Source organism: Phaeobacter sp., assembly GCF_022825805.1.
Classification (GTDB): Bacteria; Pseudomonadota; Alphaproteobacteria; order Rhodobacterales; family Rhodobacteraceae; genus Phaeobacter.
Map to the genome: position 1 here is coordinate 20102 of NZ_JAJDWC010000046.1, position 23241 is coordinate 43342.

The following is a 23241-nucleotide window of genomic DNA, read 5'->3' on the forward strand; positions in this document are numbered from 1 at the left end:
AGATGACATTCCAGCAACCCGAGGTGAACACCTCTCCCCCGGTCTCGGAGGAAATCCGCCAGACCACCTGCTACATGTGCGCCTGTCGCTGTGGCATCAACGTCCACATGAAAACCGATGAGGCCGGCAAGAAACGCGTCGCCTACATCGAAGGCAACCGGGACCATCCGGTGAACAAGGGCGTGCTCTGTGCCAAAGGCTCTGCCGGCATCATGCAGCACAATGCGCCCTCGCGTCTGCGCGCGCCGATGAAGCGTGTGGGCCCGCGTGGCTCCGGCAAGTTCGAGGAAATCTCCTGGGATGAGGCGCTGGACATCGCGGCCGGCTGGCTGGAACCGATCCGCAAGGACAATCCAGAAAAGCTCGCGTTTTTCACTGGTCGCGACCAATCCCAGAGCTTCACCAGCTTCTGGGCGCAGAACTTCGGCACCTGCAACTATGCGGCGCACGGTGGCTTCTGCTCGGTGAATATGGCCACCGCTGGCATCTACACCATGGGTGGGGCGTTCTGGGAATTCGGCCAGCCCGACTGGGACCACACCAAGCTGTTCATGTTGTTTGGCGTCGCCGAAGACCACGATAGCAACCCCATCAAGATGGGCATCGGCAAGATCAAGGCCCGTGGCGCGCGCGTCATCGGCGTGAACCCGATCCGCTCGGGCTACAATGCTGTGGCGGATGATTGGGTCGGCATCACACCGGGCACCGATGGTCTGTTCATCCTGGCGCTGGTGCATGTGCTGATGAAAGCGGGCAAGATCGACCTGGAATATCTGGCGCAGTTCACCAACGCGCCCGTGCTGGTCAATCAGGACCCTGACAGCCCCGACTATGGCCTGTTCCTGCGCGACGATCATGGCGCGCCGCTGGTCATCAACCGCGCCACCGGCAAGCTGGCTCCCTTCGACATGAAAGGCGTGCGCCCCGATCTGGGCGGTGCCTTCCAGATGGGCGACATCACCCATGTCAGCGTCTTCCAACTGATGGCGCAACGCTATCTCAGCGACGAATACGCCCCCGAAGCCGTGGCCGAACGCTGCGGTGTGCCTGCCAAACGCATCCGCGCCATCGCCGCTGAACTGGCCCGAGTCGCCTTTGACGAAGCCTTTGAAATCGAACGCGAATGGACCGATTTCCGTGGCGAGACCCACAAAACCATGAAGGGCCGCCCGGTGGCGATGCACTCCATGCGTGGGGTTTCGGCCCATGCCAACGGGTTCCAGACCTGCCGCGCGCTGCATGTGCTGCAGATCCTTCTGGGCACAGTCGAGGCACCAGGCGGCTTCCACTTCAAACCGCCCTACCCCAAACCCGTCTCAGCCCACCCCGCGCCCCATTGCCGGGTGACCCCGAACAAACCGCTGGACGGCCCACATCTGGGGTTCGTGCACGGCCCCGAACATCTGGCGCTGAAAACCGATGGCAGCCCCGCGCGCATCGACAAGGCGTTCACCTGGGAAAACCCGATGTCCAGCCACGGGCTGATGCATATGGTGATCTCCAACGCCCACGCCGGTGATCCCTACAAGATCGACACGCTGTTCATGTATATGGCCAACATGTCGTGGAACTCCTCGATGAACACCCGCGGCGTGATGGAGATGCTCACCGACACCGATGACAACGGCGACTACGTGATCCCCCGGATCATCTATTCCGACGCTTATTCCTCGGAAATGGTGGCCTATGCGGATCTGATCCTGCCCGACACCACCTATCTGGAACGCCACGATTGCATTTCGCTGCTTGATCGCCCGATCTGCGAGGCCGATGGCGCCGCCGACGCAATCCGCTGGCCGGTTGTGGAACCCGACCGTGACGTGCGCGGTTTCCAGACGGTGCTGGTACAGCTGGCAAATAAAATGAAACTGCCCGGCTTCACCCATGAAGATGGCAGCGCCAAATGGCAGGACTACGCCGATTATATCGTGAACCACGAACGCAAGCCCGGCATCGGCCCGCTCGCAGGGTTCCGTGGCGAAGACGGCAGCAAGGTCGGCCGCGGTGAGGTCAACCCCAAGCAGCTGGACCAATACATCGAAAACGGCGGCTTCTTCGTCGAACATATCCCCGAAGAGGCCCAGTATTTCAAACCCTGGAACATGGCCTATCAGGACTGGGCGGTGAACCTTGGCCTCTATGACAGCCCGCAGCCCTATCTGTTCCAGCTCTATGTGGAGCCTTTGCGCAAATTCCAGCTCGCCGCCGAAGGCCATGGCGAACGTCAGCCACCTGAGCATCTGCGCGAGCGGATCAAGGAGACGATGGACCCGCTGCCGATCTGGTATGAAACCGACCAGCACGGCAACGAGGGCTACACTGTCAATGCGCTGACCCAGCGTCCGATGGCGATGTACCACTCCTGGGGTACGCAAAACGCCTGGCTGCGCCAGATCCACGGTCGTAACCCGCTTTATGTTCCGACCAAACTGATGCGTGAAAACGGCCTCAGCGACGGCGATTGGGCCCGCGTCACCTCCCCCCATGGCGAAATCACCGTCCCGGTGATGGAGATGGCCGCGCTCAATGACAACACGGTCTGGACCTGGAACGCGATCGGCAAACGCAAAGGCGCCTGGGCGCTGGAAGAGGATGCCCCCGAAGCCACCAAAGGCTTCCTGCTCAACCACCTCATCCACGAGCTGTTGCCCCCCAAAGGCGACGGTCTGCGTTGGGCCAACTCCGATCCGATCACCGGCCAGGCCGCCTGGTTCGATCTCAAGGTGAAGATCGAAAAAGCCGCCGCCCCGGACGATCTGGCGGAAAGCCAACCCGCCATGCCCGCGCAAACCTCGCCCGTCGGCACCGGCCCCAAAGACATGGCTTGGAAGGTTGGCAAATGACCCATCTTCCTCTTGCTTCAAATATCCCGGGGTCTGGGGCAGCGCCCCAGTCCGACCTGAACACGCACGCGGAGGCACGCTGAAATGACCCAGCTCCCCACACACACCGACCGCAAAATGGGTCTGGTCATTGACCTGGACACCTGCGTGGGCTGCCATGCCTGCGTGATTTCCTGCAAAGGGTGGAACACTGAAAACTACGGCGCGCCGCTGTCGGATCAAAACGCCTATGGCAGCGATCCGTCGGGGACGTTCCTCAACCGGGTGCACTCCTATGAGGTGCAGCCCAGCCCCTGTTCCAGCCAGCCCGATCCGGCGGCGCAGCTGGTGCATTTCCCCAAATCCTGCCTGCATTGCGAAGACGCCCCCTGCGTCACCGTCTGCCCCACGGGTGCCAGCTACAAACGGGTCGAAGACGGCATTGTTCTGGTCAACGAGGACCATTGCATCGGCTGCGGCCTTTGTGCCTGGTCCTGCCCCTATGGTGCGCGTGAATTGGATCAGGCCGCGGGGGTGATGAAAAAATGCACCCTCTGCGTGGACCGGATCTACAATGAAAACCTGCCCGAAGTGGACCGCGTGCCCTCCTGCGTGCGCACCTGCCCTGCTGGGGCCCGCCACTTTGGCGACCTGGGCGATCCGGACAGCGATGTCTCCAAACTGGTTGCAGAGCGCGGCGGCATGGATCTGATGCCGGAATTGGGCACCAAACCCGTGAACAAATATCTGCCGCCGCGGCCGAAGGACCAGATCGATGATCAGATCGATGTTCTGGCCCCGCTGCTGACCCCGGTCGCAGAAGAGCCCAAGGGCTTCCTGGGCTGGCTGGACAAGGCGCTCGACAAACTTCCCGGCCACTCCGAAGGGGGATCGAACTGATGCATCCCGCACCCTCTGTCATCATCTTCACAACCCTCTCCGGTCTGGGCTTTGGTCTCCTGACCTTCCTGGGGCTGGGCAAACCGGCGGTCACGGGCTGGGTCGCCTTTGTCTTCTACGCGCTGGCCTTCGGCTTTGCGGTGGGTGGGCTTTTGGCCTCCACCTTTCACCTGGGCCGACCAGAGCGCGCCTGGCGTGCCTTCACCCAGTGGAAAACCAGCTGGCTGTCGCGCGAAGGCATCTGCGCGGTGGCTGCGCTGCTGATCATGGGGCTCTTTGCCTTTGGCGCTGTGTTTCTGGACACGCACTGGTGGATCCTTGGCTGGATCGGTGCAGCGCTGTCGCTGGCGACAGTCTTCACCACCTCGATGATCTACACCCAGCTGAAGACCATCCCGCGCTGGAACATGCCACTGACGCCCGTGATGTTTCTGACCTTCAGCCTCACAGGCGGGGCGCTGCTGGCAGGGGCCGAGGCCCTGGCGCCGTGGTTCCTGGCCATCGCAGGCGCGGTGCAGCTGGCCTATTGGGCCAAGGGCGATCAGGCCTTCGCAGCCTCCGGCACCGATATCGGCACCGCCACGGGCCTGGGGGATCGCGGCAGCGTGCGCGCGTTTGAGCCGCCCCACACAGGCTCCAACTATCTGCTGCGCGAATTCGTCCATGAGGTTGGGCGCAAACATGTGATGAAGCTGCGGGCGATTGCCATCACGCTGGGCTTTGCCCTGCCGCTGATCTGCCTGATTCTCCCGGTCGAGGGCTTCATGGCGAAACATCTGCTCGCCGGGCTGGCGGTGCTGCTGCATATCGCAGGCGTCGCCGCCTCGCGGTGGCTGTTCTTTGCCCAGGCCGAACATGTGGTCGGGCTCTATTACGGCAAGCGCTGAGACACCAAACGGGGGCCAATCTGGCCCCTGTTTCCATTACTCTGCCCCGATATCGCGCCGCCCTTTCCCGGCGATTTCCCGCAGAACATACTCCCGAAAAAGACCAGCTGGAAAAACCACCATGCAACAGGCTGGCGCGTGCCAACCTGTTGAAGCGCGGGGTCTTTCAAACGCAAACCTTGGCCGTTGCCAGCGCAGCGCACGCCGGGGCCAGGTTTCCTTCATTTCCCTATGGCAGTCTGTAACAGATCGCGATCTTGGCCGGGTCTGGCACCCCGGCCCCCAAGGAGACCCTGCAGGCGCTTGTGCCTGCGGACATTGTGCAAGACGTTTCGCACGCCAGGGTGGTGACGCGCCCTGATCCTCCTGCTTTCCCGGGACGATACCGGGGCGGCGCCGCTCTTTTTCGCTGAAGCCCCAATCAAACAGCGACAGACGAGACTAAATCGCTGCATCGACACCGCAGACCTCTGAACCGCAGCCCCCTGAACCACAGGATCTGAAACGAAAAAGACCGGAACGCATCCCCTGCGTCCCGGCCCAAATGTCGTTCTTGGCGTGTGCCCTGCAGGTCAGAGCAGACCCGCATGCACCATCGCAGCATCAATCGCCGCTTTGGTTTCATCGGTCAGACCGGTCAACGGCAGCCGTACCTCTTCGCTGCACAGGCCCAGCTTCGACAGGCCGTATTTTGCACCCGCCAGACCCGGCTCGATGAAAATCGCCTCATGCAGCGGCATCAGCTTGTCCTGATACTCCAGCGCCTTGGCGTAATCGCCTGCCAGCGTCGCAGCCTGGAACTCCGCACAGAGCTTGGGCGCCACATTGGCGGTGACCGAAATGCAGCCCACGCCGCCATGGGCATTGAACCCCAGCGCGGTGGCGTCTTCGCCGGACAATTGCACGAAATCCGCGCCACAGCTTGCACGCTGCTGGGACACGCGGGCGATATCGCCAGTGGCGTCCTTCACCCCGATGATTCGCTCCAGTTTCGCCAGCTCGCCCATGGTGGCCGGGGTCATGTCCACAACGGACCGGCCCGGAATGTTGTAGATGATGATCGGGATATCCGCACAATTGTGCAGCTCGGTGAAATGCGCCAGCAGCCCCCGCTGGGTAGGCCGGTTGTAATAAGGCGTGACCACCAATGCAGCATCGGCACCGACCTCGGCAGCAAACTGCACAAAGCGCTTGCCCTCGACGGTGTTGTTGGAGCCTGCGCCCGCAATCACCGGCACCCGGCCTGCAGCGGTTTTCACCACTTCGGCAATCACCGTTTCATGCTCTTCGTGGGTCAGAGTCGGGCTTTCGCCGGTGGTGCCAACCGGCACCAGCGCGGTCGAGCCCTGCTCGATGTGCCACTCGACCAGACGTTTGAGCGTATCCAGATCCAGCGCACCGTTGGAAAACGGGGTGACGAGGGCTGGCATAGAGCCTGTGAACATGAGCACGCTCCCTTTAGCTGTTCGTGTGGGCGGGCAAGTCGCCGCCAATAGGATGGACATGCCGATGATTTGAGTTGATACCGGCACGCCACGGTTTATCGTACATGGCTCTATCCCCGCAACATTGGAAAAAGGCAAGAGATGACACGCATTCTGGCCCTGATTGTCTTCATTTCTGCGGGTCTGGGCGTCGCCCCGGCCCTCGCGGTCGATCTTGGTCGTGCGCTGGAACAGGTGCGGGCCGAAGACTGGCGCGCTGCGGGGCGCAGTGCCGGGCGTGAAACCACCATTGCCCGCGACGTTGTCGAATGGCACCGGCTGCGCGCAGGCGAAGGCAGTGCCGCCGATGTCATGGCCTTTCTCAACCGCCGTCCCAGCTGGCCCGGGCTGCCCCTGCTGCGCCGCCGCAGCGAAGCGGTGATCGCCACAGCCGACACCAGAACAATCCTAGCCTTCTACGAAAACAGCCGCCCACGCACGGCCCGTGGCGCGCTCAGCCTGGCGCAGGCCCTGCGCAGCAGCGGACGCAGCCAGGACGCCGACGCCACCCTGGTGAAGGCCTGGCGCAGCCTGCCAATGGGGGCGGAGACGCAGAGTGATTACCTGTCGCGTCACGCCCGGCTGCTGGCACCGCATCACGACGCCCGGATCGACCAGATGCTCTGGGACGGTCACGAAACCAGCGCCACGGGCATGCTGCCGCTGGTCTCCGACGGGCAGCGCAAACTGGCAGAGGCGCGCCTGGCGCTGCAGCAGGATGAACCCGGCGTCGATGGGCGCATCGCAGCCGTGCCGGTGTCGCTGCGCGACCACCCTGGCCTCGCCTATGACCGTTTTGCCTGGCGCGACCGCAAGCGCCGTCAGGATGATGCGATTGACCTGATGATGGACCGGAGCACCTCGGCCAAGGCTTTGGGTGATCCCGCCAAATGGCTGCGCCGCCGCCGTGACTTTGCCCGCCAATTGCTGCGCGACGGCAAATACGAACAGGCCTATCAACTGGCCGCGCATCACTTCGCTACGCCTGACATGGGCTATGGCTACGCCGACAGTGAATGGATCGCAGGCTATATCGCCCTGCGCAAACTGCAGGATCCCGAACTGGCGGTGTTTCACTTCGATCGGTTTATGGCTGCTGTCAGCTCACCCATTTCCATTGGCCGCGGCGGCTATTGGCTGGGGCGCGCCCATGCCGCGCTTGGCGATGCGGACAAAGCCTATGCCGCCTATGCCCGCGCGGCTGAATATCAAACGTCATTCTATGGCCTACTCGCTGCCGAGGCGGTGGGACGGCCCTTTGACCCCGATCTGGTGAGCCCTCCCAGCCTGCCGGATTGGCGCGGGGCCAGCTTCCTCAATTCCTCCGTGGCGCAGGCTGGTCTGATGCTCCTGGAGGCCGATGAGCTAAGCCTGGCGGAACGGTTTCTCACCCATCTGGTCGAACAGCTGGACCCCCAATCCGCGCGCCAGCTGGGCGCGATGGCCGTGGCGATGGAGCAACCCCATCTGGCGGTGATGATCGCCAAACGCGCTGCCGCCGACGGCGAAGAGCTGGAAGCCGCCTATTTCCCGCTGCATCCGGTGGCGCAACGCGATCTGCCGATGGCGCCGGAAATGACCCTCGCCATTGCCCGACGCGAGAGTGAGTTTGACCCCGTGGTGATCAGCCATGCTGGTGCGCGCGGTCTGATGCAGGTGATGCCCGCCACCGCCGATCTGGTGGCCCGCACCATCGGCACCACAGCGCAGCACAGCACCGGACGGCTGATTTCGGACTGGCCGTATAATGCGCTGCTGGGCAGCCATTATCTTGCCGGGTTGGCCGCGGATTTTGATGGCAATGTGGTGATGATGGCTGCGGGCTATAACGCGGGCCCTCACCGGCCCAAAGCCTGGATGGAACGCTATGGCGATCCGCGCACAAGCAGGCCCGATGTGATCGATTGGATCGAACACATCCCCTTCAACGAGACCCGCAATTACGTGATGCGGGTGACCGAGAGCCTGCCCGTCTATCGCGCCCGCCTGGGCCAGCCCGCGCTGCCCATCCCGTTCAGCCGCGAATTGACCGGATCAACCCTTCAGGCGTTCGCGCCAAAGGGTGAATAGCCCCGCCGCCACGATGATCGCCGCACCGATGGCCACATTGCTGCGGATTGTCTCGTCAAAGACGACAACGCCCAGGGCCGCGGCCCAGATCAGGTGGAAATAGGCAAAGGGCTGCACGGCACTGGCCTCGGCCATCTCGTAGCATTTGATCAGCAGCCAGTGGCCCAGAACGCCCGACAGGCAGAGCGCGCCCATCCAGCCCCAGTCCTGCTGGCTCATGGGTTGCCAGTGCCACATGCCCACGGCGGTCATGAACACCATGCCCGCAATTCCGGTCCAGAAGAAACTGGTCGCCGTGCTGTCGCGCCGGGCCGCGTAGCGCGTGATCAGCCCGTAAAAGGCAAACATCAGCGCCGACAGAAACGGGATGATCGCAAGCGGATCAAACACGCCCATGCCCGGTTGCAGGATAATCAGCACCCCGATCAGGCCGACGCCGATCGCCATCCAGCGCCGCCAGCCTACGACCTCACCCAGAACAGGCCCGCTCAGCGCAGCCACCAGAAGCGGATAACAGATGAACACCGCGATGCTTTCGACCAGCCCCAGAACCGTGAACGCATAGACCGCAACGCAGATTTCAGCAGCCAGCAGAACGCCGCGAAACACCTGCACGCCCAGTTGGCTGGTGCGCGCGGTGCCACGGATGCCGCCCGCAGACCGGGCCGCCAGCGCCAGCACAAACAGCGCAAAGAACCAGTAGCGCACCATGATCACCATGAAGGTGTTGTACTCTCCGGCCAGATGGCGCGAGATCCCATCCTGCAGGGCAAAGACCACCGTTGCGGCAATCATCAGCATGATACCTGCCGAGGCATTGTTGGTCTGCGCGGTGGGCCGAGCCAGATCAGTCATCGCAAAATCGCCTTTGTCATATGCCGCTTGCGCCCGAAACCGGGGCTGCGGGACACCTCAAATCCGGCGGCCGCCAATCCGCGACGGACAAAACCCGCCGCTGTATAGGTCGCCGCCGTGCCGCCGCTGGCGGTGTGGTTGGCAACCTGCTGCAGCAGATCCTCTTGCCACAGCTCCGGATTCTTGGCCGGTGAAAACCCGTCCAGAAACCAGGCATCCGCCCGACCTGTCCACTCAGGCAGCGACATTCGGGCGTCGCCCTTGATGACCGTGACCCGCGCTGTCCCCAAATCGACGTTGCCCAAATCGATGGTGCCCAAATCCACAGCCCCCAGATCTGATGTGTCCAAGTCTGAGGTGTCCAAATCAGGGGCACCAATCCCATTCCAAAGCGCCAGAAACCGCTCTGCCCAGGGCGCCACCTCGGGAAAGGCCTGCAAGGCGCGCGCCATATCCTCTGGCGCCATCGGGAAGGCTTCGAAACTGGTGAAATGCAACACGCCTGCGGGGCCACCTGCCCCATCAGCGTGATCACCCGCCGCCTGGCTTTGCTGTGCCTGCTCCCAGGCACGCCAGACCGCCAGCAGGTTCAACCCGGTGCCAAAGCCCAGTTCAGCGACATGAAAATCACCGCCCTGCTGCACAGCGCTGGTAAACCGCGCGGGCAGATCATTGCCCTGCAAAAACACATGTTCGGTCTCCGCCAACCCGTTCTGGAGCGAGAAATACGGATCGTCAAACTGCTGCGACACGGGAATGATCTCATCCCGCCAGCTGAGCTGCGCCTGCTGGTCTGCCATCGCTTTATCCCCTACATGATGCGGTGAGTAGCGCGACACTGGCGAAAGGGGGCCGAAATGGCAATGGCAGATATCACCATACGCGGGGCCGGGATCTTTGGCCTCTCCATCGCCTGGACCTGCGCGCGGCGCGGCGCACGGGTGCAGGTGGTCGACCCCGCCGGTCCCGGTGCCGGGTCCAGTGGCGGGCTGGTGGGCGCACTTGCCCCGCATGTGCCGGAGAATTGGAACCCGAAGAAGCAATATCAGCTGGAAAGCCTGCTGATGGCAGAGGCGTTCTGGTCGCAGGTCGAGGCCACTGGCGGGGTGTCGCCGGGCTATGGCCGCACCGGTCGCATCCAGCCGATCAACGACGACCGCACCCTAGAGCTGGCCCGCAACCGCGAAGACGGCGCAAGGAGCCATTGGCGCGGCGAAGCAGAATGGCGGGTCTGCCCGGTGTCAGAAATGGGTCCCTGGGTGCCGCCCAGTGCCACTGGTTTTGTCATTCACGACACGCTGAGTGCGCGAATGCACCCGCGCCGCGCCTGCGCCGCTTTGGTGGCAGCGCTCGCGGTCATGGGCATCGAGGTGCAGGCAGAGGCCCCGGATCAGGGTCTGGTGGTCCATGCCACCGGCTATGCCGGGCTGCTGGAACTGACGGAGAAATTGGCCGGGCCCGGCGGTGTCGCGGAGGGCAAAACCCTCGGCTCCGGCGTCAAGGGACAGGCCGCGCTGTTGCGGTTTGGCGATGGGGAGATGCCGCAGCTTTATGCCGATGCGCTCCACATCATCCCCCATGCTGATGGCACTTTGGCCGTGGGCTCCACCAGCGAACGTGAGTTTGACAGCATCGACACCACGGATGCGCTGCTGGATGATGTGATCGACCGCGCCTGCGCTGCGGTGCCGGTTCTGCATGGCGCCGAGGTGATTGACCGCTGGGCCGGGGTGCGCCCGCGTGCGCGCTCTCGGGCGCCAATGCTGGGGGCCTGGCCGGGCCGCGATCAGCATTTCATCGCCAACGGCGGGTTCAAGATCGGCTTTGGCATGGCACCCAAGGTCGCCAGCACCATGGCGGATCTGCTGCTGGACGGGCATGACACCATACCCGAGGGTTTCCGCGTCGAAGATAATTTCTGAGCCCCTCTGCGGTTCACAAAGGCAGCAAAGGCCAGCAACAGCGACCCCCAAACCGCAGATCGCGCTCCGGGGGTCTTGTTCGCTTGGGATGGGTGGGCGTTGCTGGTGGGCCGCCGATTTCCGGCGGCATAGCAGCCCGGTCAGCAGACCCTTGGGAGTATTGCCCCGCTCAGCGGTTCAATTCCGCCTTCAGCTTGTCCATCAGCGCCTGCAACGTCTCGGTGTATTGGGCGCTGGTCAACTGACCGTCCTCGCCGAATTCCTGATAGGACGCGGCCAGATGCACCTGCGGTCCGGTCAGCACGCGGGCCTGAAACGGCACCATGAAACTGCGCAACAGCATCTGCGCCTTTTCACCGCCCGACCGGCCAGCCGCCGCCGACATGATCGCAACCGGTTTGTCCTGCCAGGGCGCATCCGCCGTGCGGCTGACCCAGTCCAGCGCGTTCTTCAACACACCCGAGGGCGCGCCATTGTATTCCGGGGTGGAGATCAGCACCGCATCTGCGCCCTTGATCTGATCGGCCAGCTGCTGCACTGCCGCCGGAATGCCATCGGCGGCTTCGTCATCGCCGTTGTAGAGCGGCAGGTTCAGATCCGCCTCGATCACTTCGGCAGCGCCAAACAGGCGGGTGGCTTCCGCCAACAGCTTGCGGTTGGTGGCCTCGGCGCGCAGGGAGCCGGAGATGGTCAAAAGGGTCGGTGTGGACATCGGGGGCCTCTTTCTTGGGTTGCTCACGTTGTGGGTCGTCCGGAACTGTCTCTGGAACTGTCTCTGGGACGGTGTCCGTAACGGTGTCTGTCTGCCAGAGAACCTAACCCCTGCAGCGCCGCAGAAAAGGCCAGCCACCGCGCAACCAGTGTGTATCAAAACACACCACCACGACCGACAGCATGAAACGCGACAGTAATGCACATGACGGTAACTCCAGCAGGTCGCCCAAAGCCCGAGGCAAAGCCGAAGCAAAACTCGATTGGGCACGAAAAAGGCCGCCCCATCGCAAGGGCGGCCCTATTCAGAACCGGTGCAGATCGCCGCGGTTTAGGCCTGCGGGATCACCACGATATCAACGCGGCGGTTGCGGGCCTTGCCCTCTGGCGTGAGGTTGGAGGCAATCGGCTCGTCCTCGCCCCGACCGATGGTCACCAGACGGTTGTAGGGCACGCCGCCAGACTGGATCTGATCGGCAACTGCATTGGCGCGGCGCTCTGACAGGCCCTGGTTATAGGAGGCGCTGCCATCGCTGTCGGTGTGGCCGATCACCTGCACCAGACTATTGGGGTAGCGCACCAGGCTTGCCGCCACCTGATTGAGATCCCCGCGCATCGAAGGCGAGATCGCCGCACTGTCGGTGGCAAAGGTCAGATCGTTGGGCAGGGACACAATCAGCCGGTCACTGGTGTTGATGATGCTGATCCCGTCATTGGAGATGGAGGCGCGCAGCTCGCGCTCCTGCGCATCCAGTTGATTGCCGATCACACCACCTGCGGTCGCCCCGACCAGAGCCCCGGTCACCGCGCCAAGGCCACGGTTGGAATCATTGGTCAACGCGCCAACACCTGCGCCGATGATCCCGCCGAGAATGGCGCCTTGCTGGGTGTTGCTGCCCGGCGTTGTCACGGTGGCCGGATCCGTACAGGCCGACAGCCCAAGCGCGGCGACCAGGAGCGCGGCGGGAGTGAATTTCTTCTGCATCATCAAAATCTGCCTTGTATTGTGAGCGTGACGCGCACGGCGGTTGCCTGCGGCGTCTGTCTGCTGGGACTATCCTCCTCCGATCTGCGCTTCACAAGACAAGCCTGTTCACAATCGGCAAAAAGCTGCGCAGCACAGGAGCAGCGCAGGACAGGCACGGGACGGGCACAGGACGGGCACGGGAGCGACACGAGAACCTATGTGCGCCATGTAAGACCCAGCGTTAGCCCCGCGATTCAGCCCCACTTTTCAGTCTCACTTGTCAGGCCCCCTGCTGCAATCCAAACGCTTCGCTCTCCTGCTGCTGCCACAGGCCCCGCAGCACATCCGCCTCGCGCGCGAAACTATCCTCCAGCAATTCCGCGGCCACCATCCTGTCAGCCCGAAAATGGCGAAACCCGCCGCGCAGCTCACACCAGGCGGCCAGCAGGGTGCAATCGATGTGATAGACCAGCGCCAAAGGCCGCACCACGCGGTCGCTCTGCCCTTTGTCCGGATGCAGATAGGACAGCCGCAGGCGGCGACTGCTGCGGATCGCCTCTCGCAGGTCCGCCAAAGACACGCACCCCAGCGCAGCGTCATCTCGCGGCGCGCCCCAGGGGGCCACTTGCAACCAATCGGCAGAACCATGCACATCGTTGATCTTGCGGCTGACCCGTTCTGCGGCCTGCTGCAAGCGGCCATCACCCGTGCGCAACAGCATCCGCAGCCCCACATGCAGCGCTTCCAGCTCTTCGGTATCGAAATTCAACGGCGGCAGATCATAGCTGCCGCGCAGCACATAGCCGACGCCTGCCTCCCCTTCGATCGGGGTGCGCATCATCTGAAGGGTGGCAATATCGCGGTACACGGTCCGTTTGGACACCTCCAGCTCTGCAGCCAGATCCTCGGCCCGCAGCGGCGCATCGGCGCGGCGCAGGATCTGGATGATTTCGAACAGACGACCGGAACGGGGCATCGATAAAATCCTTTGCAAAATCGGGCGCATAAGTCGCCCGGCAGAAAAATACATGGGCCAGGATCATGCCTGGCAAGAAACCCACCGCCAAAGGACCCCCGGACAGGTGTTAGTCCCAGGCATCAAACGCTTGGATCGAACGCGGCGGTTAGCACCTGCCATTCATCCCTGGCGGCTGCTGACACTCTACCACAGCCCACTGACAGCAGGGTGTCAGCAGTGTTGTGGTGTCCTGTTGGCACCTCTTGCGGATGTGTGACGCAGATGACGCGCACCATCGCCCATATAGAAAGGCTCTCGCGATGCTGAGTTATGATTGGATCACCCTCATGGCCCTTGGTCTGTGTGACTGGGCCCGGCCAGATCGGCCAGATCGGCCCAAACGCCCACATGAGATTGAGCGTGACGCGGCGCAGCAGCGCCATCAGGCGCAAATCGCCCGCCGCAAGCAGCAAAGCCGCCAAAATCAACACAACCAAAATCAAAGCGACCAGGATCAAAATAGGCAGAATCAAAATAGCCTGGATCAAAACAGCGATCACGACGCGGGATCACGCAACCAGCCATATCGGAACGGGAAAACCCGCAAATCCGGCCAAACTGATAAGTCCGGTCAGCCCGCAGCCGCCAGCGCGGCCTGATTGCGCGCGCCATCTTTGCCAGATGCGGCGTCTTCGCGCAGTGTTTCATAGGCCAGCATGGCCCGTTTCACCGGCAGACCCCAATGATACCCGCCCAGCGCCCCGGATTTGCGCAGCGCCCGGTGGCAGGGAATAAGCCAGCTGACAGGGTTGCGCCCAACAGCCGTGCCCACAGCGCGCACCGCACGCGGGCTGCCAACGGACTGGGCGATTTCGGAGTAGGTGCTGACATGGCCGGACGGGATGCGCAGCAGCGCCTCCCACACTTTGATCTGCAAGGGCGCGCCGATCATATGCAACGCGGTCTCGCCGCGCTGTTCAAAGGCCGCGTCCACCATCGAGCGCAGGGCCATCGGATCCTCGACATATTCGGCATCGGGCCAGCGGCTGCGCATGTCGGCCATCGCCGGTTCAGCGCCGGTTTCAGCGGCAAACGCCATGCCACAGATCCCTTTTTCCGTGCCCATGACCAGCGCCAAACCAAAGGGGCTGTCAAACCACCCCCAGTGGATGCGCAGACCTGCGCCTTTGCGGGCAAATTCGCCCGGACTCATCGCCTCCCAGCGCAGAAACAGATCATGCAGCCGCCCCGATCCGGACAGCCCTACGGCATGGGCGGCCTCAAGCGTGGTGAACCGCTCCGCCAGCAGGCTCTTGGCGTGACCCAGTCGCAGATACTGCTGATAGCGTTTGGGCGAAACCCCGACCCAGGCGGAAAACAGGCGTTGAAAATGCGCCGTACTCATGCCCATGGCAGCCGCCAGATCATCAAGGCTGAGCGGCTGGTCGCTTTGATCGATCAGCGCGATCGCGCGGGCAATGACGCTGTAATGATAGCTCTGTTCCTGATCGCTCATGCTGTGTTCCGTCATCTGATCTGTTCTTTACCTGCCCTGAGGCGCCGTCCCTAACACCCTAGGCCAAGCGTACGGACAGAGCGACCCGAAACCTGCGGTTTCGCTGCGCTGAGCGCGACAGCTGGATTTGAGGTGGGCGTGGGCTGGGTATGACGACGGGTGCGATATTAGGGCGCTCAACAGGCATGGACCAGCCTGCCCCCATTGAAGCCCAGCAAACGAACGCCTGAGCCAGGCCTGAGACAGACCTGTGACAGAAATACACGCATCGCGGGAATTACCTTCCGTCACAATCCTATCATGTTATGAGGTTGTTAAACCCTCTCGAGTCACAGCTTTTATTTGCGGCTCTCGGTATTAATACTGATAGGGTCAGATGAAGCTGCGTGTGATGCAGCCGGGTATTTGATTGCGCCAGTATGGCAAATTCGTTTTCTGCCACGGGCTATTGATACAGATGCAAATTGAAACCACCCGACAGAAGTGGCTGTTTATCGCTGCTGTGACCTTGGTATCGGTGATCGCCTCGCTGATACTGACGTCTGTTCTGTCGCCAACTGGGCTGTCGCCACAGGCGCTGCTGCCATCCCTAACAGTGCCGCTGATCGTGGCCCCCTGTGCCAGCTACAGCGTCGTGACGCTGATGATGCGCATTGCCCAGCTGAAGAAACAGGCCGAGGCCGCACAGGAGGCACAAGCGCGGTTCTTTGCCAATATGAGCCATGAAATCCGCACCCCCATTAACGGGATCATGGGGCTGGCGGATCTGCTGGCAGAGGCGGACCTGCCCGCCGAACAGAACGAAGCCGCGCGGACCATTCTGGCGTCTTCCGAGGCGCTGTTGGCGATCATCAATGACATTCTGGACCACGCCAAACAGGAAGCCGACGCGATGGAGCTGGCAAGCCAGCCTTTCGATCTGGCGACGCTGCTGCGGGACAGCGCCAATCTGCTAGAGCCTCTGGCGGCGCAAAAGGGCCTGGAGCTGGTCATAGACTACCCCTGCGCCCTGCCGATCACATTCAACGGGGATGCCCACCGCGTGCGACAGGTGGTGCTGAACCTTCTGGGAAATGCGGTGAAATTCTCCACCCAGGGCACTGTGGGCATTCGGGTGCGGTTTGACCCGGCACTGGTTGGCTCGGAACTGGCTGACACGGAACTGGCGCGAGCCTTGACAATCACCGTCTGGGACGAAGGGATCGGGATCGCACCCGATCAGCTGCGCCATATTTTTGAGCCGTTTCAACAGGTCGAATGCAAACGCAACCGCCGCTACCAGGGCACCGGGCTAGGTCTGGCCATCGCGCAGGGTCTGGTGGAACTGATGGAGGGCGAGATCACGGTTGTCTCTGTCCCCGATAAAGGCTCTGAATTCACGCTGCACCTGCCGTTGCCGCCGGTTGCGGCACAGGCTGAGGCGACGGATGATGCCGCAGCGACCCCTGCCGCGCTGCCCGGCCAGCCCATCTTTCCATTGCAGGGCACCAGCGTCGCCGTTATCGCCCGCGACGGTGCGGCACGGCAGATCCTGGCGGATCGGCTGGGCCTTTGGGGCGCAACGGTCAGCTGCCATGCGAGCCCAGCGCTGGCGCGGCAGCAGCTGGGCCAGACGGCCATCGCTGGCGATCAGAGCGGCCCCTATGATCCGGCCAATCCTGATCTGATCCTGGTGGATCTTCCGCCCATGGCCCTGGACTGCGACGAACAGCAGGCAGACCTGCAGCCCTGGCTTGATCTGCATGCCGATTTTACCGAAACAGGCCACGCCACAGTGTTTCTCGGAAACAGCGTTCACAAACGCCACATCCGCCAGAGCCGAGCGGAAACCGGCGGCCCACTCTGCCTGACGAAACTGACGGCTCCGGCAATGCTGGCAGACCAGTTGACTACGCTTTTGCGTAACCCAACGCCTCAGATCCATCATGTCGATCAGGCAGATCAGGCCGCACCGGTCGCAGTAGCCCACCAAGAGGGCAGCACAGACACCAAGCCGACCGATGCGCCAAGTCACCCGGATCTGAGCGGGCAGCGCATTCTGATCGCGGATGATACCCGCACCAACCGGATGATCCTGACCCGGATGCTGGGGGACACCGGCGCTGAACTGACGCTGTGTGAAAATGGTCGTGAAGCGCTGGATGCTTTCGTTGCGCAGGCGCCAGACCGGCCGTTTGATCTGGTGCTGCTGGATATGTCGATGCCGGTGATGGACGGGTTGCAGGCCTGTGAGCAGATGCGCGCGCATGAAAGCCGCGAAAACCGCCCGGCCGTGCCGATTGTGGCCCTGACGGCCAATGCGATGGCTGAAGATCGCGACCGCTGTCTGGCGGCGGGGATGAATGCGTTTTTGACCAAACCGATCCGCAAGGCGCAGCTGCTGGAGGGTCTGGCGACGGTCTGCCGCGCTGCAGCCTGATTGGGCGCTTGTGCTCCACTCTCGCCACCAGATGCGGGCCGAGCTGCGGTTTTGGGTCGGGCTGATTGTCAGAGTTCATTAGGCTTGATCCGCCTTCCCGCTTGATTGCGGGGGGCCACACGGGCATAGGGGGGCATGGCAAAGCAACTCGACTATCAAACCATGCGTGAGATCTTCACGCGGTTTCAGGCAGCGGATCCAGAACCCAAAGGCGAGCTGGAGCACGTCAATGTTTACACGCTCGTGGTGGCTGTGGCGCTCTCGGCGCAGGCCACGGATGCGGGCGTGAACCGCGCCACCCGCGAATTGTTCAAAATCGCAGACACCCCGCAGAAAATGCTGGATCTGGGCGAAGAACAGCTGATTGAGCACATCAAGACCATTGGCCTTTATCGCAACAAGGCCAAAAACGTCATCAAGCTTTCGCGCATTCTGGTGGAGCAATATGGCGGCGAGGTCCCCAATTCCCGCGCAGCCCTGCAATCGCTGCCTGGTGTCGGCCGCAAGACCGCCAATGTGGTGCTGAACATGTGGTGGCGCCAGCCCGCCCAGGCCGTGGACACCCATATCTTTCGCGTCGGCAACCGTGCAGGCATCGCCCCGGGCAAAGATGTCGACACGGTCGAACGCGCCATCGAAGACCATGTCCCCGCAGATTTTCAGCTCCACGCCCACCATTGGCTGATCCTGCATGGACGCTATCATTGCAAAGCACGCAAACCGATGTGCCCAACCTGCATCATCCGCGACCTTTGCCAATTTGAGGAAAAAACCGAATGAAAACCTACCAACTCGTCGGGATCGGCAATGCTGTCGTCGACGTGATCAGCCAGTGTGACGACAACTTCCTGGATCACATGGGCATCGAAAAAGGCATCATGCAGCTGATCGAACGCGACCGCGCCGAAGTGCTCTATGCCGCGATGCAGGCGCGGGTGCAGACCCCGGGCGGGTCCGTTGCCAACACCATTGCAGGCGCGGGTGCGCTGGGCCTGGAGGCGGCCTTCATCGGCCGGGTGCATGATGACGCGCTGGGCCGGTTCTATGCCGATGCAATGGCAAAAGACGGCGTTGATTTTGTGAACCCCCCGGTCGAAGGTGGGGAATTGCCAACCTCGCGGTCGATGATCTTTGTGTCGGAAGACGGCGAGCGGTCGATGAACACCTATCTGGGGATCTCGTCAGAGCTGTCATCGGAAGATGTGGCCTCCGACGTGGCGGGTCAGGCGCAGATCATGTTCCTGGAAGGCTACTTGTTTGACAAGGACAAGGGCAAAACCGCCTTTATGGAAGCTGCGCGGGACTGCCGCCAAAGTGGTGGCAAACCGGGGATTTCGCTGTCCGATCCGTTCTGCGTCGAACGCCATCGTGCGGATTTTCTGACCTTGATCGAAAACGAACTGGCCTTTGTCATCGGCAACGAAGACGAGGTGAAGTCTCTGTTTGAAACGGACGATCTGGATCACGCATTGGACCAGTTGTCTGCGATTTGCCCGCTGGTGGTTTGCACCCGCTCCGGCGATGGGGTGAGCGTTGTCAGCCCCGATGGCCGCATCAATGTTCCGGTTGAAACCGTGGTGCCTGTGGATGCAACAGGCGCAGGCGATCAATTCGCCGCCGGGTTCCTGTTTGGCCTGTCCAAAGGTCTCGACATGGAGCGCTGCGCCAAGATCGGCAACATCTGCGCCGCAGAGGTGATCAGCCACATCGGCCCACGCCCGCAAAAAGACATGCGCGCGCTCTTGGGCACCGCTGGCCTGATCTGACCCCAGCGCGCCCCGGAACCGGGGCAGCTGCGCACAGCGACATCATTTGGGTCACCCCTGTGGGTGGCCCTTTTTCATAAGCGCTTACTCATAGGCGCTTCTTCATGAGCAAATCTTTATAAAAGCCTGGGCATTGGCGCCGCTTGCAGGGAGCAGACAGCCGAAGTGCCATCAATCCGCAGTCACTCAGACAGTTGATCCACAAGCGGCACGCAGGGACCACCCTGATGGCAGGTCAACACCTCTGCCGCGGCAGTGCCCTCCGGGTCAGCAAACCCCGCCCCACCGCAGGGCCGCATGTCCAGCACCAGCCCAGTGGGCCGCTGTTCGACAAAAGCCAGATAGCTCTGCCCATCCTCGGCAGATCCGCACCAGGGGCCAAGGCAGCGAATGTTCAGCGTCAGCGCCAGATCAACCGGCTGCGAAAACCCCTTTGACGTCAGCTGCGCCCCCGCCAGCCGCGCCGCGATGGCCGTTTCGGGCGGCACGTTGTTTGGATCCTGTGCTGGTGCCTGCGGCAGCGCGCTCTGATCGAAGTGCAAGGTCCCGGCGACCACCAGAAAGGCGCGGTCAGAGGCCTCGGCCTGCAGATACCCATCGCTTGCCCCCCAGGGCAAACAGCTGAGCGCAGCCGCAGGCCCCGCCGCCATCAGCGCGCAGACCAACGGAATGATGGCGCGCGCACCAACCGGTCGCAGCGCAGCAAACAGGGGCCATAGGGGCCGCGCGGACCCCGCGGACCGTGCAAGGGCGCTCAGGGTCGTGACCACCACGCGCCTCCCCTACAGATGGTCCCGGAATTCTTCGATCACGCGGGCATAGACCTCGCGCTTGAAGGGCACGATTTTCTCCACCAGCTGATCCACCGGCAGCCAGCACCATTGCGAAAATTCGGGATGATCGGTTTCGATGTTGATCTGGTCATCGCGCCCCAGGAACCGCAGCAGATACCATTTCTGCTCTTGCCCGCGATATTTGCCGCCCCAGAATTGCGGCACCAGCTCCAGCGGCAGATCATAGGGCAGCCAACCCGCGCTTTCGGCCATCACCTCCACCAGATCGGCGGTGACGCCCGTTTCCTCTTCCAGCTCCCGCAGCGCTGCCAGCTGCGGATCTTCGCCCGCGTCGATCCCACCCTGTGGCATTTGCCAGGCGTCGCGGTGGCGGTCCACGCGCTGTCCGACCCAGACCGCGCCGCTGGCATTGATCATCATCACCCCTACATTTGGGCGATACGGCAGGGCGGCGATGTCTTCGGCGGTCAAACCGGTCGGCGAACTGGCCGATGAGCTGGCTGGGGTCTTAGAGGTGGACTCTGGGGGGGACTCGGGGGCGGACATGGCAGGCTCCAAACAATGTGTTGCCCCTTGTGTAACGCTGCCCCTGCGTCGCGCAAGAGGGTGACGCCGCGTCCGAAGTGACAATGGGGCAACGGGCAGGCAGTTTTGCCGGGGATTTATAAGACCAAATGATACCGGTAAACGATCCGGGCACATGATCAGAACAATCGATCAGGCAATGGATCAGGACAATCGATCGAGCAATGGATCAGGGAGAGTGTGATGACTGAGTACCCAAACCTGCTGGCACCGCTGGATCTCGGCTTTACCACGCTGAAGAACCGCGTGTTGATGGGATCAATGCACACCGGCCTGGAGGAAACCAAGGATTGGAACCGGGTTGCCGAATTCTATGCCGATCGCGCCCGCGGTGGTGTGGCACTCATGGTCACCGGCGGGATTGGCCCCAATCTGGAGGGCTCGGTGCTGCCTGGGGCTGCCATGATGACCACCGATCAGGATGTGCAGAACCACCGCGTTGTCACTGACCGCGTCCACGAGGCGGGGGGCAAGATCGCGATGCAGATCCTGCACGCCGGGCGCTATGCCTATGGGCCGCAATGCGTGGCGCCCAGCCCGATCAAATCGCCAATCTCGCCGTTCCGCCCAACCGAACTGGACGAAGACGGCATCGAAAAGCAGATCTCTGACATCGTGAACGCCGCCCGCCTGGCGCAGGACGCGGGCTATGACGGGGTCGAGATCATGGGCAGCGAAGGCTATTTCCTCAATCAGTTCCTGGTCACCCACACCAACAAACGCGAAGACCGCTGGGGCGGATCCTATGAAAACCGGATGCGCCTGCCGATTGAGGTGGTGCGCCGCACCCGCGAGGCGGTCGGGCGCGATTTCATCATCATCTATCGCCTGTCGATGATCGATCTGGTGCCCAATGGCTCCACCCATGACGAAGTGGTGCAGCTGGCGCAGGAGATCGAAAAGGCCGGTGCCACCATTCTCAACACCGGGATTGGCTGGCATGAGGCCCGGATCCCGACCATCGCCACCTCGGTGCCGCGCGCGGCCTTTGCCTGGGTCACACAAAAGCTGATGGGCAAAGTGTCGATCCCGGTAATCACATCAAACCGGATCAACACGCCAGAGATTGCAGAACAGGTCCTGTCTGAGGGCTGCGCGGACATGGTGTCCATGGCGCGTCCGATGCTGGCGGATCCCGATTTTGTCGCCAAGGCCGCAGCGGGCAAGGCCGATCAGATCGCCCCCTGCATCGCCTGCAATCAGGCCTGTCTCGACCACACTTTTGGCGGCAAGCTGACGTCCTGTCTGGTGAACCCGCGGGCCTGCCATGAAACCGAATTGGTGCTGACACCTGCTGAGGCGCGCAAATCCATCGCCATTGTCGGCGCGGGCCCCGCCGGTCTGTCCACGGCGCTTGCGGCGGCGGAACGGGGTCATCAGGTGGCGCTGTTTGACCGCGCGGCAGAGATTGGCGGACAATTGAACATGGCCAAACAGGTGCCCGGCAAGGAAGAGTTCTGGGGCCTGGTGGATTGGTATCGCACCATGCTGGCGCAGAGCGACATCAGCCTGCATCTCAACCAAGAGGTCAGCGCTGCGGATCTGGCCGGGTTTGACGAGGTGGTCATTGCCACTGGCGTCGTGCCGCGTGATCCGCAGATCCCCGGTCAGGAGCGCGCCAATGTGGTCGATTACATCGATGTGCTGCGCCACAAGGTCGAGGTTGGCCAGCGCGTGGCGGTGATTGGTGCGGGCGGCATCGGCTTTGATGTGTCGGAGTTCCTGCTGCACAAAGGCGACAGCCCGGCGGAAAATCTGCCGCTGTGGATGCGCGAATGGGGCGTTGCCGATCCGGCAGAACACCGCTCTGGTCTGGCCCCTGACGGGCCCCAGCCCGAGGCCCCTGCCCGCCAGGTCACGCTGCTGCAGCGCAAGGCGGAACGCCATGGCAAACGTCTGGGCAAGACCACCGGTTGGATCCACCGGGCCGCGCTGAAGATGAAAGACGTTAACTTTGTGGGCGGCGTCAATTACGAGCGCATCGATGACGACGGGCTGCATGTCAGCTTTGGTGAGGCGCGCGAAAACCCGACCGTGATCGAGGCCGACACTGTGGTCCTCTGCGCAGGCCAGCTGTCCGAGCGTTCGCTGGCCGATGCTCTGGCGGACCAGGGCACGCCCTGCCATGTGATTGGTGGCGCGGATCTTGCTGCAGAACTGGATGCCAAACGCGCCATTGATCAGGGCACCCGGCTTGCGGCCACGCTGTAGGCCGGCGTGTAACACGCGGTCGTCTGGCGCGTGTTGTCTGTTGTATTGCTGTGTCCGGCCCCACATGGCCGACCATCCGCCGCTGTTTCACGTGGGGCAACGGCAGATGCGTTGCGGTTGATCCCCTGATTCAGACACTCTGGCCCCAACACTCTGGCACCAACACCTTGACCCAGACCACGGCGCCTAAAAATTAGGCAGGCACTGCCAGAGATCACAAAACCGTGAGATCCCCTCTGTCGAGAACATTCTGAATTGTCCGGTGTAGGTAACATGCCAATTGTCCGCTTCAGTTAGTACCGCAGCAGCCCAAATCGGAACGAGCCGTAGGCGACTGGAGATTTGGGCTGCTGCGTTCGCACGCGTCGAAGCGG

General features: G+C 62.4%; 19 protein-coding genes. 9 read left to right on the forward strand and 10 right to left on the reverse strand.

Annotation, left to right across the window (positions count from 1 at the left end; genetic code table 11):
• Positions 1–2: 2 nt before the first annotated feature.
• The 3 genes from Q0C28_RS05145 (at position 3) to Q0C28_RS05155 (ending at position 4609) form a co-directional block, all read left to right on the forward strand.
• Positions 3–2843 carry a molybdopterin oxidoreductase family protein gene (locus tag Q0C28_RS05145; protein WP_293573579.1) on the forward strand — a complete coding sequence of 947 codons (2841 nt, stop codon included), beginning with the start codon at positions 3–5 and terminating at the stop codon, positions 2841–2843.
• Positions 2844–2927: 84 nt separating this feature from the next.
• On the forward strand, positions 2928–3722 hold the full coding sequence (locus tag Q0C28_RS05150) for a 4Fe-4S dicluster domain-containing protein (RefSeq protein WP_293573580.1): 795 nt from the start codon (positions 2928–2930) through the stop codon (positions 3720–3722).
• Complete coding sequence (locus tag Q0C28_RS05155; protein ID WP_293573581.1) at positions 3722–4609, forward strand: DmsC/YnfH family molybdoenzyme membrane anchor subunit; 888 nt, start codon at positions 3722–3724, stop codon at positions 4607–4609. The genes Q0C28_RS05150 and Q0C28_RS05155 overlap by 1 nt, the downstream gene beginning before the upstream one ends.
• A gap of 572 nt (positions 4610–5181) precedes the next feature.
• On the opposite strand, the gene dapA is transcribed toward Q0C28_RS05155, so the two are convergent.
• The gene (gene dapA, locus Q0C28_RS05160) at positions 5182–6054 is read right to left on the reverse strand and encodes a 4-hydroxy-tetrahydrodipicolinate synthase (protein WP_293573582.1); all 873 of its coding nucleotides are present in this window, start codon (positions 6052–6054) and stop codon (positions 5182–5184) included.
• Positions 6055–6195: 141 nt separating this feature from the next.
• Between dapA and Q0C28_RS05165 the strand changes: the two genes are divergently transcribed.
• On the forward strand, positions 6196–8163 hold the full coding sequence (locus tag Q0C28_RS05165; RefSeq protein WP_293573583.1) for a lytic transglycosylase domain-containing protein: 1968 nt from the start codon (positions 6196–6198) through the stop codon (positions 8161–8163).
• On the opposite strand, the gene Q0C28_RS05170 is transcribed toward Q0C28_RS05165, so the two are convergent.
• Together Q0C28_RS05170 and mnmD are read right to left on the reverse strand one after the other, a co-directional pair.
• Complete coding sequence (locus Q0C28_RS05170; RefSeq protein WP_293573584.1) at positions 8128–9018, reverse strand: DMT family transporter; 891 nt, start codon at positions 9016–9018, stop codon at positions 8128–8130. The genes Q0C28_RS05165 and Q0C28_RS05170 overlap by 36 nt on opposite strands.
• The gene (gene mnmD, locus Q0C28_RS05175) at positions 9015–9818 is read right to left on the reverse strand and encodes a tRNA (5-methylaminomethyl-2-thiouridine)(34)-methyltransferase MnmD (protein WP_293573585.1); all 804 of its coding nucleotides are present in this window, start codon (positions 9816–9818) and stop codon (positions 9015–9017) included. Before mnmD ends, Q0C28_RS05170 begins: the two co-directional genes overlap by 4 nt.
• Before the next feature lie 57 nt (positions 9819–9875).
• Between mnmD and Q0C28_RS05180 the strand changes: the two genes are divergently transcribed.
• Complete coding sequence (locus tag Q0C28_RS05180; RefSeq protein ID WP_293573586.1) at positions 9876–10940, forward strand: FAD-binding oxidoreductase; 1065 nt, start codon at positions 9876–9878, stop codon at positions 10938–10940.
• A 169-nt stretch (positions 10941–11109) separates the two neighbouring features.
• Here Q0C28_RS05180 and Q0C28_RS05185 read toward each other — a convergent pair whose 3' ends face one another.
• From Q0C28_RS05185 to Q0C28_RS05205, 5 genes are all read right to left on the reverse strand, one after another.
• Entirely contained in the window at positions 11110–11652 is a 543-nt protein-coding gene (locus tag Q0C28_RS05185) for an NADPH-dependent FMN reductase (RefSeq protein WP_293573587.1), read from the reverse strand.
• Positions 11653–11982: 330 nt separating this feature from the next.
• Positions 11983–12639, reverse strand: a complete 657-nt coding sequence (locus tag Q0C28_RS05190) for an OmpA family protein (protein WP_293573588.1) — start codon at positions 12637–12639, stop codon at positions 11983–11985.
• Positions 12640–12898: 259 nt separating this feature from the next.
• Positions 12899–13594, reverse strand: a complete 696-nt coding sequence (locus Q0C28_RS05195; protein ID WP_293573589.1) for a YafY family protein — start codon at positions 13592–13594, stop codon at positions 12899–12901.
• A gap of 122 nt (positions 13595–13716) precedes the next feature.
• Entirely contained in the window at positions 13717–14109 is a 393-nt protein-coding gene (locus tag Q0C28_RS05200; protein WP_293573590.1) for a hypothetical protein, read from the reverse strand.
• A gap of 98 nt (positions 14110–14207) precedes the next feature.
• A complete protein-coding gene (locus tag Q0C28_RS05205) occupies positions 14208–15107 on the reverse strand; it encodes a bifunctional helix-turn-helix domain-containing protein/methylated-DNA--[protein]-cysteine S-methyltransferase (protein ID WP_293573591.1) in 900 nt (299 codons plus the stop codon).
• A 442-nt stretch (positions 15108–15549) separates the two neighbouring features.
• Between Q0C28_RS05205 and Q0C28_RS05210 the strand changes: the two genes are divergently transcribed.
• The 3 genes from Q0C28_RS05210 to Q0C28_RS05220 all read left to right on the forward strand — a co-directional run bounded on the left by Q0C28_RS05210 (position 15550) and on the right by Q0C28_RS05220 (position 19277).
• Positions 15550–17511, forward strand: coding sequence for an ATP-binding protein (locus Q0C28_RS05210; RefSeq protein WP_293573592.1), 1962 nt, complete (start codon positions 15550–15552; stop codon positions 17509–17511).
• Positions 17512–17646: 135 nt separating this feature from the next.
• The gene (nth, locus tag Q0C28_RS05215) at positions 17647–18291 is read left to right on the forward strand and encodes an endonuclease III (protein ID WP_293573593.1); all 645 of its coding nucleotides are present in this window, start codon (positions 17647–17649) and stop codon (positions 18289–18291) included.
• A complete protein-coding gene (locus Q0C28_RS05220) occupies positions 18288–19277 on the forward strand; it encodes an adenosine kinase (protein WP_293573594.1) in 990 nt (329 codons plus the stop codon). Before nth ends, Q0C28_RS05220 begins: the two co-directional genes overlap by 4 nt.
• 182 nt (positions 19278–19459) lie before the next feature.
• On the opposite strand, the gene Q0C28_RS05225 is transcribed toward Q0C28_RS05220, so the two are convergent.
• Together Q0C28_RS05225 and Q0C28_RS05230 are read right to left on the reverse strand one after the other, a co-directional pair.
• Positions 19460–20047, reverse strand: coding sequence for a hypothetical protein (locus tag Q0C28_RS05225; RefSeq protein ID WP_293573595.1), 588 nt, complete (start codon positions 20045–20047; stop codon positions 19460–19462).
• 12 nt (positions 20048–20059) lie between these two features.
• Positions 20060–20542: an RNA pyrophosphohydrolase gene (locus Q0C28_RS05230; protein ID WP_293573599.1), complete on the reverse strand. Its 483-nt coding sequence runs from the start codon at positions 20540–20542 to the stop codon at positions 20060–20062.
• A gap of 297 nt (positions 20543–20839) precedes the next feature.
• Between Q0C28_RS05230 and Q0C28_RS05235 the strand changes: the two genes are divergently transcribed.
• Entirely contained in the window at positions 20840–22867 is a 2028-nt protein-coding gene (locus Q0C28_RS05235; protein WP_293573596.1) for an NADPH-dependent 2,4-dienoyl-CoA reductase, read from the forward strand.
• Positions 22868–23241 lie beyond the last annotated feature (374 nt).

Bases quoted from the DNA above. Each gene is read 5' to 3' on its own strand.
- Q0C28_RS05145 (WP_293573579.1), top strand. From the start codon at position 3: ATGACATTCCAGCAACCCGAGGTGAACACCTCTCCCCCGGTCTCGGAG.
- Q0C28_RS05150 (WP_293573580.1), top strand. From the start codon at position 2,928: ATGACCCAGCTCCCCACACACACCGACCGCAAAATGGGTCTGGTCATT.
- Q0C28_RS05155 (WP_293573581.1), top strand. From the start codon at position 3,722: ATGCATCCCGCACCCTCTGTCATCATCTTCACAACCCTCTCCGGTCTG.
- dapA (WP_293573582.1), bottom strand. From the start codon at position 6,054: ATGTTCACAGGCTCTATGCCAGCCCTCGTCACCCCGTTTTCCAACGGT.
- Q0C28_RS05165 (WP_293573583.1), top strand. From the start codon at position 6,196: ATGACACGCATTCTGGCCCTGATTGTCTTCATTTCTGCGGGTCTGGGC.
- Q0C28_RS05170 (WP_293573584.1), bottom strand. From the start codon at position 9,018: ATGACTGATCTGGCTCGGCCCACCGCGCAGACCAACAATGCCTCGGCA.
- mnmD (WP_293573585.1), bottom strand. From the start codon at position 9,818: ATGGCAGACCAGCAGGCGCAGCTCAGCTGGCGGGATGAGATCATTCCC.
- Q0C28_RS05180 (WP_293573586.1), top strand. From the start codon at position 9,876: ATGGCAATGGCAGATATCACCATACGCGGGGCCGGGATCTTTGGCCTC.
- Q0C28_RS05185 (WP_293573587.1), bottom strand. From the start codon at position 11,652: ATGTCCACACCGACCCTTTTGACCATCTCCGGCTCCCTGCGCGCCGAG.
- Q0C28_RS05190 (WP_293573588.1), bottom strand. From the start codon at position 12,639: ATGATGCAGAAGAAATTCACTCCCGCCGCGCTCCTGGTCGCCGCGCTT.
- Q0C28_RS05195 (WP_293573589.1), bottom strand. From the start codon at position 13,594: ATGCCCCGTTCCGGTCGTCTGTTCGAAATCATCCAGATCCTGCGCCGC.
- Q0C28_RS05205 (WP_293573591.1), bottom strand. From the start codon at position 15,107: ATGACGGAACACAGCATGAGCGATCAGGAACAGAGCTATCATTACAGC.
- Q0C28_RS05210 (WP_293573592.1), top strand. From the start codon at position 15,550: ATGCAAATTGAAACCACCCGACAGAAGTGGCTGTTTATCGCTGCTGTG.
- nth (WP_293573593.1), top strand. From the start codon at position 17,647: ATGGCAAAGCAACTCGACTATCAAACCATGCGTGAGATCTTCACGCGG.
- Q0C28_RS05220 (WP_293573594.1), top strand. From the start codon at position 18,288: ATGAAAACCTACCAACTCGTCGGGATCGGCAATGCTGTCGTCGACGTG.
- Q0C28_RS05235 (WP_293573596.1), top strand. From the start codon at position 20,840: ATGACTGAGTACCCAAACCTGCTGGCACCGCTGGATCTCGGCTTTACC.